Annotated in this window: 9 protein-coding genes and 1 pseudogene; 2 read left to right on the top strand and 8 right to left on the bottom strand. The window is 27.7% G+C overall.

What is annotated here, in order from left to right; translation table 11 throughout:
• The 4 genes and pseudogenes from CLV39_RS06965 to CLV39_RS06950 all read right to left on the bottom strand — a co-directional run.
• Positions 1-665 (bottom strand): annotated as a pseudogene (locus tag CLV39_RS06965) (RNA-guided endonuclease InsQ/TnpB family protein); the annotation flags it as partial.
• Between the two features lie 132 nt (positions 666-797).
• Positions 798-1,229 (bottom strand): RrF2 family transcriptional regulator, encoded by a 432-nt coding sequence (locus tag CLV39_RS06960; RefSeq protein WP_121923517.1) that lies wholly within the window; start codon positions 1,227-1,229, stop codon positions 798-800.
• Positions 1,229-1,651, bottom strand: a complete 423-nt coding sequence (locus CLV39_RS06955; protein WP_121923516.1) for a hemerythrin domain-containing protein — start codon at positions 1,649-1,651, stop codon at positions 1,229-1,231. The genes CLV39_RS06960 and CLV39_RS06955 overlap by 1 nt, the downstream gene beginning before the upstream one ends.
• Positions 1,652-1,653: 2 nt before the next feature.
• On the bottom strand, positions 1,654-2,055 hold the full coding sequence (locus CLV39_RS06950; protein ID WP_121923515.1) for a bacteriohemerythrin: 402 nt from the start codon (positions 2,053-2,055) through the stop codon (positions 1,654-1,656).
• Positions 2,056-2,196: 141 nt separating this feature from the next.
• Here CLV39_RS06950 and CLV39_RS06945 point away from each other — a divergent pair, with 141 nt between their 5' ends.
• Positions 2,197-2,949 carry a nitrilase-related carbon-nitrogen hydrolase gene (locus tag CLV39_RS06945; RefSeq protein ID WP_121923514.1) on the top strand — a complete coding sequence of 251 codons (753 nt, stop codon included), beginning with the start codon at positions 2,197-2,199 and terminating at the stop codon, positions 2,947-2,949.
• A 1-nt stretch (position 2,950) separates the two neighbouring features.
• The gene (locus tag CLV39_RS06940; RefSeq protein ID WP_121923513.1) at positions 2,951-4,672 is read left to right on the top strand and encodes an NAD+ synthase; all 1,722 of its coding nucleotides are present in this window, start codon (positions 2,951-2,953) and stop codon (positions 4,670-4,672) included.
• Here CLV39_RS06940 and lptB read toward each other — a convergent pair.
• The 4 genes from lptB to CLV39_RS06920 are packed head-to-tail and all read right to left on the bottom strand — an operon-like array spanning position 4,669 to position 7,922.
• On the bottom strand, positions 4,669-5,400 hold the full coding sequence (gene lptB / locus CLV39_RS06935) for an LPS export ABC transporter ATP-binding protein (protein WP_121923512.1): 732 nt from the start codon (positions 5,398-5,400) through the stop codon (positions 4,669-4,671). The two genes, CLV39_RS06940 and lptB, sit on opposite strands and share 4 nt — an antisense overlap.
• Positions 5,397-6,605 carry an aminotransferase class I/II-fold pyridoxal phosphate-dependent enzyme gene (locus CLV39_RS06930; RefSeq protein ID WP_121923511.1) on the bottom strand — a complete coding sequence of 403 codons (1,209 nt, stop codon included), beginning with the start codon at positions 6,603-6,605 and terminating at the stop codon, positions 5,397-5,399. Before CLV39_RS06930 ends, lptB begins: the two co-directional genes overlap by 4 nt.
• Positions 6,602-7,669 (bottom strand): M23 family metallopeptidase, encoded by a 1,068-nt coding sequence (locus CLV39_RS06925; protein ID WP_121923510.1) that lies wholly within the window; start codon positions 7,667-7,669, stop codon positions 6,602-6,604. Before CLV39_RS06925 ends, CLV39_RS06930 begins: the two co-directional genes overlap by 4 nt.
• Positions 7,653-7,922 carry an acylphosphatase gene (locus CLV39_RS06920; RefSeq protein ID WP_121923509.1) on the bottom strand — a complete coding sequence of 90 codons (270 nt, stop codon included), beginning with the start codon at positions 7,920-7,922 and terminating at the stop codon, positions 7,653-7,655. The genes CLV39_RS06925 and CLV39_RS06920 overlap by 17 nt, the downstream gene beginning before the upstream one ends.
• Positions 7,923-8,026: the final 104 nt, after the last annotated feature.

Raw genomic sequence — 8,026 nt, 5'->3', positions numbered from 1 at the left:
TCTACTATACAGGTTGCGAAGTTGTTTATTCCGTAATCTATGGCTAAAACTCTACTTCCTTTAACCTCTACTTTTGGTATTGCCTCTTCATATATCACTACCAGTTTGTAGCTTAGATGTCCATAAGCCTTGTATGGAACTAATTGAATGTTAAGAACTCTTAATTCTTTTAACCTTTTATAGCCTGTGTCTATCCAGAGGTAATCGGTTTCTATTTTGAATTTGCTCTTTAAGTATTCCTTTAAACTCTTTGAGAGGGAGAGCCTTATTACACTTCCTACTATCTTAAAGCCTGTCTTGTCCCACGTGATTGTCCTATGAGGAAGATTAGGATTTTGGTATTTGGGAGGTTTTACAAACTCAACTCCCTTTTTCTTGTAGCTTTCAGGAGACTTTAGGAAGTTAAAGAAGTTGTTCCAAGCTCTTGATAGTTCATCAAGGATGATTTGAGCAGAGCGAGAGTGTAAGGAACGGAGGTTAACGGAACTGTCCTTTAGTTTATGATATAGGTCTTTGTAGAGCGGCTTGGCTAATTTGTTTTGTATTAGGTAATTAGCTTGGTTCCATAGTTTACCTGCATGGTAGGTTAAGTGTCCAATTATTATCAGTTGTTCGTCAGTTAACCTGTTATTAAGCTCAAATGAAATAGCTTTTTTTGTTTTCATAGGTTTATTGTATCATTCTATATACGGGCTTTCATCCCCTCCCTTACGGAAGGGGTCTTCTCGCCCGCTAAAGATAAAATTTAATTCGTTAATAAATATTATAAATTATCTTGATTGTTTTTTTTGATTAGATTAAATCTTTATATTTGTTTCTTTTTCTAAATTTTCTTCTATATTTTCAAGAGTTGTATTTTTAAACATATTGTAAAGTCTATCTCTTTCTTCTTTCCACATATTATGAATTGCACAAGGTTTTGAATCTGAACATTCTTTAAAACCTAAAATACAAGATTCAAAAAGTTCAGTACCGTCTATTGATTTGATAATATCAAATAAGGATATCTTTTTTAAATCTTTTTTTAATTTCACTCCACCATTAGGACCTCTATAAGACTCTAAAAATCCATCTTTTACTAAAATCTGAAGAATTTTAGACAAAAAGTAGAAAGATAATCCTAAATTTTCTGAAATCTCTCTTATTGATATAAATCTATTTTCTTTTTTATTTTCTTTGGCAATATAAATAATTGCTCTAATAGCATCTTTACATGCTGTTGATAGCATTAAAGCCACTCCTTTTCTTCTTTATATACATTTGGAAATAGGAAATTTTCTTCTTCCATAAAATGATCCTTTAACATAGTAAATACTTTTTCAATGCTGTTAACTAATCTATCTTTATATTTTTTATTTTTTTTATATTTTTCATAATAGTATATAACATCTTCTATTGCTTCATCTAAAACATCATGTGCGAAAATTATTGCTTGACTATCAAAATCTGGATACTTTTCTTCTATTTTCTGATTTAATCTTTCTTCCTCTTTTTCTGCATGATTTTGTATATCTTCTTTAAGAAAATTTATTATTTTTTCCAATAAATCTTCATTAAATTTAAAATGTAATAGCTTTTTCCAGTTTTCCATTTTTTGTATATATTCTTGATGTTCATTTTTAAGATTTTCTATGAAATCTTTTAAATCCATTTTTAAAAGCCACCAGTTAAGAATGAAGCAGTAACAGTATCCATTGTATTTAAATGATTTATAAGCCAAGGAATAAATCCTTCTTTTAGAAAGTTTGCAATTAATTTAGTATCCTTTGTTTTTTCAAATTTTTCTCGTAGGTTATATAAATCTTTTAATACATTATCATGTTCCATTTTATGCATTGGATAAGCAAAAAACTCATTTTGTTCCATTAAATCTTCTTCAAAAGAAAAATGATCTTCTATATGTTCTATAAATTCATCAAACAACTTTTTGGTTTTTTCATAATCTCCTGACATAGCAGTATCATATAGATTATTAATCATATCTACTTCTTCAAAATGAATCTCATTCATTTCATTTAATGCAACTTTTGGAAGTTCTTCTTTTGTTAATAACATTTTTATCACCTCATAATTAAGACTAATTACTCTTTAATCTATAATTTTTGAATTTAAAATTTTATGATTTATATCAAATTTTTTATACTCTTATGTTAAAATTCTTTTAAATTCTATAAAACTACATACTGAGAGGTATTGATGAAAATATATTCACTGCAGATAAATTTAGAACTTGGAAATATTGAAAAAAATATGGAAAAAATATTTTCATATATAGATAAAATAGAAAAATCCTCTAAAACATCTTTGTTACTTCTTCCTGAAATGTTTAGCAGTGGATTTGATAATGAGAATTTAGAAAATCATGCAAAGGAAACTCCTCAAATATATAAAGATTTAGAAAAATTATCCTTAGAAAAAAACTTAGTAATATCAGGAACTCTTCCAGAAAAATCAAGATATGGAATATATAATAAAGCATTTGTAATAGATAAAGGGGATATAATCTTTAAAAGAGCAAAAGTTAAGCTTTTTACTCCGACAAATGAGGATAAATATTTTAAACCAGGAAAAAATAGTTTTGATATAGCAGAAAGCTCTGTAGGTAATCTTGGAATAATGATATGTTTTGAACTTAGATATCCTAATATCTCTCATATTTTAAGAAAAAAGGGTGTAGAGATAATATTAATTCCTGCTCAATGGGGACTTTCAAGGAAAGAACATCTTGAAATACTTTCAAAAGCGAGAGCAATAGAAAATCAATCTTTTGTAGTTGTAAGTGATACAACTGATAAAATAGGTAGAATTTCTTATGCAGGAAGTTCGGCTATTTATGATCCTTGGGGTAAGACTTTAGCTTTTATTGATAGTGAAGAAGGATTAGTAGAAGCAGATATAAATTTAAGTGAAGTTTATAGAGTAAGAAGAAAGATAAAAATGGAGATATAAAATGAAAGTATTGAGAGTTGCTTTAGCTCAATTAAATCTTACAGTTGGAGATATAAAAGGAAATACAGAAAAAATAATTGAATATATAAAAAAAGCAAAAGAAAAAGAAGTTGATATAGTAGCTTTTCCAGAACTTGCTATTACAGGTTATCCACCGGAAGATCTTTTATTTAAAGAAGAGTTTATAAATGAAAATCTAAAAGCCTTAAAAAAAATAGAACCTTATATAGAAGGTATTATAGCTATTGTAGGATTTGTAGATAAAAAAGAAGATATATACAATGCTGCAGCTATTTTAAGTAATAAAAAACTTTTAGCTACTTATCATAAAAATATGCTTCCTAATTATGGTGTGTTTGATGAAATGAGATATTTCCAAAGAGGAAATGAGATTACTTTATTAAATATAGAAGGATATAAGGTAGGTATTTCTATATGCGAAGATATATGGTATCCAGAAAATCCAATAAATATAATGGCTATAGAAGGGGTTGAACTTGTAATAAATATAAATGCTTCTCCTTACAACATAGGAAAAATAGAAAAAAGAGAAAATATGGTAAGAACAAGAGCTACTGATAATTTAATATCAATAGCTAATGTAAATATGATTGGTGGGCAAGATGAACTTGTTTTTGATGGTAGTAGTTTTGCAGTAGCTCCAGATGGTAAATTTTTAGCAAAAGGAAAGTCTTTTGAAGAAGATTTTATTATTTTTGATATAGAACTTGATAGTATATTTAGAAAACAGCTTAAAGATAATAGATTAAGAAACTTAAGAGCCTCTTATAAAAGAGAAGAAATAGTTAAAGAGATATTCGTGGATTATAAAATAAAAAATAAAACAACAAAAATAAAAGAAAAAATAGAGTTAGATTTACCAGAAGTAGAGCAGATATATAAAGCTTTAGTATTAGGATTAAGAGATTATATATATAAAAATGGATTTGAAAAAGTGGTAATAGGTTTAAGTGGAGGAATAGATAGTTCTTTAACTGCTACTATTGCTGTAGATGCTCTTGGAAAAGAGAATGTTAAAGGGGTATTAATGCCTTCTCAATTTACTTCAAAAGAAAGTATAGAAGATGCTGAAAAGCTTGCAAAAAATCTTGGAATAGAAACTTTTACTTTTAAAATCAAAGATATATTTGATAAATATATGAATATTCTTAATCCTGTTTTTGAAGGAAAAGAATGGGATATAACAGAAGAAAACTTACAAGCAAGAATAAGAGGAAATCTTTTAATGGCTTTATCAAATAAGTTTGGCTGGATAGTTCTTGCAACAGGTAATAAATCAGAAATGAGTGTAGGATATGCAACTTTATATGGAGATATGGTTGGAGGTTTTGCAGTATTAAAAGATATTTATAAAACAAAAGTTTATGAACTTGCTCAGTATAGAAACAGTATATCTCCAGTAATACCTGAAAGAGTTTTACAAAAGCCACCTTCTGCAGAACTTAAACCAAATCAAAAAGATGAAGATGAACTACTGCCTTATCCTATCCTTGATGAAATTATATATCTATATGTAGAAGAAGATTTATCACCAGAAGAAATATCAAAAAGAGGTTTTGATATAGAAAGCGTAAAAAGAGTGATAAGAATGATAGATAATAATGAATATAAAAGAAGACAAGCACCAATAGGAATTAAAATAACAGAAAGAGCTTATGGAAAAGACTGGAGAATGCCAATAGTAAATAAGTTTAAGTACTAAACAAGAATAAAATCTTCTCCAAGGAAAACCTTTTTTACATACTCATCATTTACTATTTTTTCAGGTTTTCCTTCTGCTATTACTTTTCCATGAGCTATTATATAAGCTCTGTCAGTAATTTTTAATGTTTCTCTAACATTATGGTCTGTTAAAATTATTCCAATATCTTTTTGTATTAAAGATTTTATAAGATTATTTATATCTTTTACAGAAACAGGATCAACCCCTGCAAATGGCTCATCTAATAAAAGAAATGAAGGATTTATAATTAAACTTCTTGCTATCTCAAGTCTTCTTCTTTCTCCACCTGATAAAGTAGAAGCTTTTTGATTTTTTAATCTTTCTATCCCAAACTCTTCTAATAACTCTTCTGCCTTTTCATATATTATTTTTTTGTCATCATACTGGAACTCTAAAAACATTACTAAATTTTCAAGTACAGTTAAATCTTTAAAAATAGAACTTTCTTGAGGTAAAAATGATATTCCTTTTTTTGCTCTTTCATAAACAGGAAGATTTGTAATATCTTCTTTATCAAGATATATATTTCCTTCATCTGGTTTTATAAATCCAAGTAAACATTTAAAAGTAGTTGTTTTACCTGCACCATTTGGGCCAAGAAGTCCTATAATCTCTCCCTCATTAACTTCTAAGGATATTCCTTGTAAAATTGCTCTATCTTTGTAAGATTTTTTTATATTATCAACATAAAGCCTTGATTTTTTCATTTATTATTTTGTAAAAATTTTTTAATATTTCTTACTGCTTGTCTTATTCTTTTTTCATTTTCAACTACTGCAAATCTAACATATCCTTCTCCATGTTCTCCAAAACCTACACCAGGTGCTACTGCAACTTTAGCCTCTTTTAAAAGTTTCATACTAAATTCAATAGAGCCTAAATCTTTGAATTGTTCAGGTATTTTTGCCCATAAAAACATAGTTGCTTTTGGTTTTTCTACTTTCCAACCTGCTCTATTTAAACCTTTAACTAATATATCAAGTCTTTTATTATATGTATCCCTTGCTTTTTCTACAATTGAGTAATCACTATCAAGAGCAATCACAGATGCTACCTGAATAGGTGTAAATGTTCCATAATCTAAATAGCTTTTAAGTCTTTTCAGATTATAAACAATAGTTTCATTTCCAAGTACAAATCCAACTCTCCATCCTGCCATAGAAAATCCTTTTGTCATTGAATAAAGCTCTACTGCAACATCTTTAGCACCTTCTACCTGTAAAATAGACGGAGCTTTATATCCATCATAACAAAGATCTGCATAAGCAAAATCATGAATAATCCATAAACCTTTTCCTTTTGCAAATTTTACTATCTCTTTGAAGAACTCAATATCAACAGACATAGTTGTTGGATTATTTGGAAAGTTTAAAAGAAGTACTTTAGCTTTTGGATAGCTATCTTCATAACTTTCATATATATTTTTTAAGAATTTTTCCTGTTTTTCGCTATCACTACCTTCTAATGGAAGAGGTACAGTTAACACACTTGCTCCTGCTATAACAGGTGCATAATAATGGATTGGATATCTTGGACTTGGCACAAGGGCTATATCTCCTGGCTCAAGCATAGCTACCATAAGATGAGAAATTCCTTCTTTTGAACCAATTGTCATTATAGCTTCTTTTTCTGGATCAATGTCAACATCATATCTTCTTTTATAAAAATCTGTAATTGCTTTTCTAAGTCTTGGAATACCTTCAGACATAGAGTATCTATGGGTATGTTTCTTTTTAGCTGATTCACATAATTTATCAATTATATGTTTTGCAGGTTGAAGGTCTGGATTACCCATTCCAAAATCTATAATATCTTCACCTTCTTTTCTCATTTGAGATTTTAGTTTGTTAACAACTGCAAAAACATACTGAGGAAGTCTTTTTATTCTTGGAAACTCATACATTTCACTCATTTAGTTTGAACCTCTTTTTTCTTTGGTAGTAATACTATTGGATCTACAGGAATTGCATTTTTTCTAATTTCAAAATAAAGTCCACAATCATCACTATTATTTAATTTTCCTGTATATCCTATAATATCTCCTTTTTTAACATACTTGCCATCTTTTGTAGCTATCTTTCCAATATGGCCATAAACTGTATTGTAATTTTTTCTATGTTTAATTATTACAAGATTACCAAAAGCTTTTATACTATCTCCTGCATATATAACTTTCCCAGATTCTGATGCTTTAATTGGATAATTACAATCTGTTTTAATATCTATTCCTAAATGTCTTAAAGTAGAACTATTTACAAATTGAGCTATTACAACTCCTTTGTCAACAGGCCATATAAATCCAAAAGGCATAGATTTTGAAATCTGTTTTATCTTTTCTTCTTCTGTAATTTCTACAACTTTTACTATCTTCTTAGGAATTTTTATTTTTTGCCCAGGTCTAATAATATAAGGTTTTCTTAGATGATTTATTTTTATAATCTCATTAACTGATGCATTATATTTTCTTGCTATAAGAGCAATACTTTCACCAGGTTTTACAGTATGTATAACAATTTTTTTTATTATCTTTTTCTTTACTTTTACTTTAGGAGATTTTTTAGTTTTTTTTGTTTGATGGTAATTTTTATTACCTTTCTTTATACATAAAATTTGACCAACTCTGATAGTATTACCTTTTAAATTATTTAATTTTTTTAAATCTTTAACCCATACATGATATTTTTTTGCAATAGTTATTAAAGAATCACCTGCTTTTACTTTATATGTAATAGCACAGTTATTGATACTTTGTTGCTCTGTTTTCTTTTTTTGTTTAACAGGAATCTTTATTTTTTGCCCAGGTCTAATAATATAAGGTTTTCTTAGATGATTTATTTTTATAATCTCATCAACAGATACTTTATATTTTTTAGCTATGTAATGTAAGTTATCACCAGGCTTTACAATATAAACCTTTGCAAATGCTACTGAAAAAGTAAAAAATAAAATTGTTAATATATTAATACCTAATCTCAAAATCAGTAAATCCTCCATCTTTATTTAAAAATTCATAATCTATATCTATAATTTCGGCTAAAGGAGGTCCTTTATAAAGATTTTCTAACAGCTCCTTTAGTTTATCTTCATCTCCTTCTGCTACAACTTCTACTGTTCCATCTGGAAGATTTTTTACCCAACCTTTTAAACCAAGTCTATCTGCTGTTTCCTTTGTAAACTTTCTATAGTATACGCCTTGTACTTTGCCTTTTACAATTGCATGGAGTAGCATCTAAAACTCCAACTAAATTTTATTAGCTTAATATTATAATACTTGAAAAAGGTAAGTTAAAGCTTAATTTTTGTCATAAAATATAAAGATTAAAATAATTTTAA

The sequence above is a fragment of the Hydrogenothermus marinus genome, from assembly GCF_003688665.1.
In the GTDB taxonomy this organism is placed as follows: Bacteria; Aquificota; Aquificia; order Aquificales; family Hydrogenothermaceae; genus Hydrogenothermus; species Hydrogenothermus marinus.
This window is presented reverse-complemented; position numbering and strand designations above follow the sequence as displayed.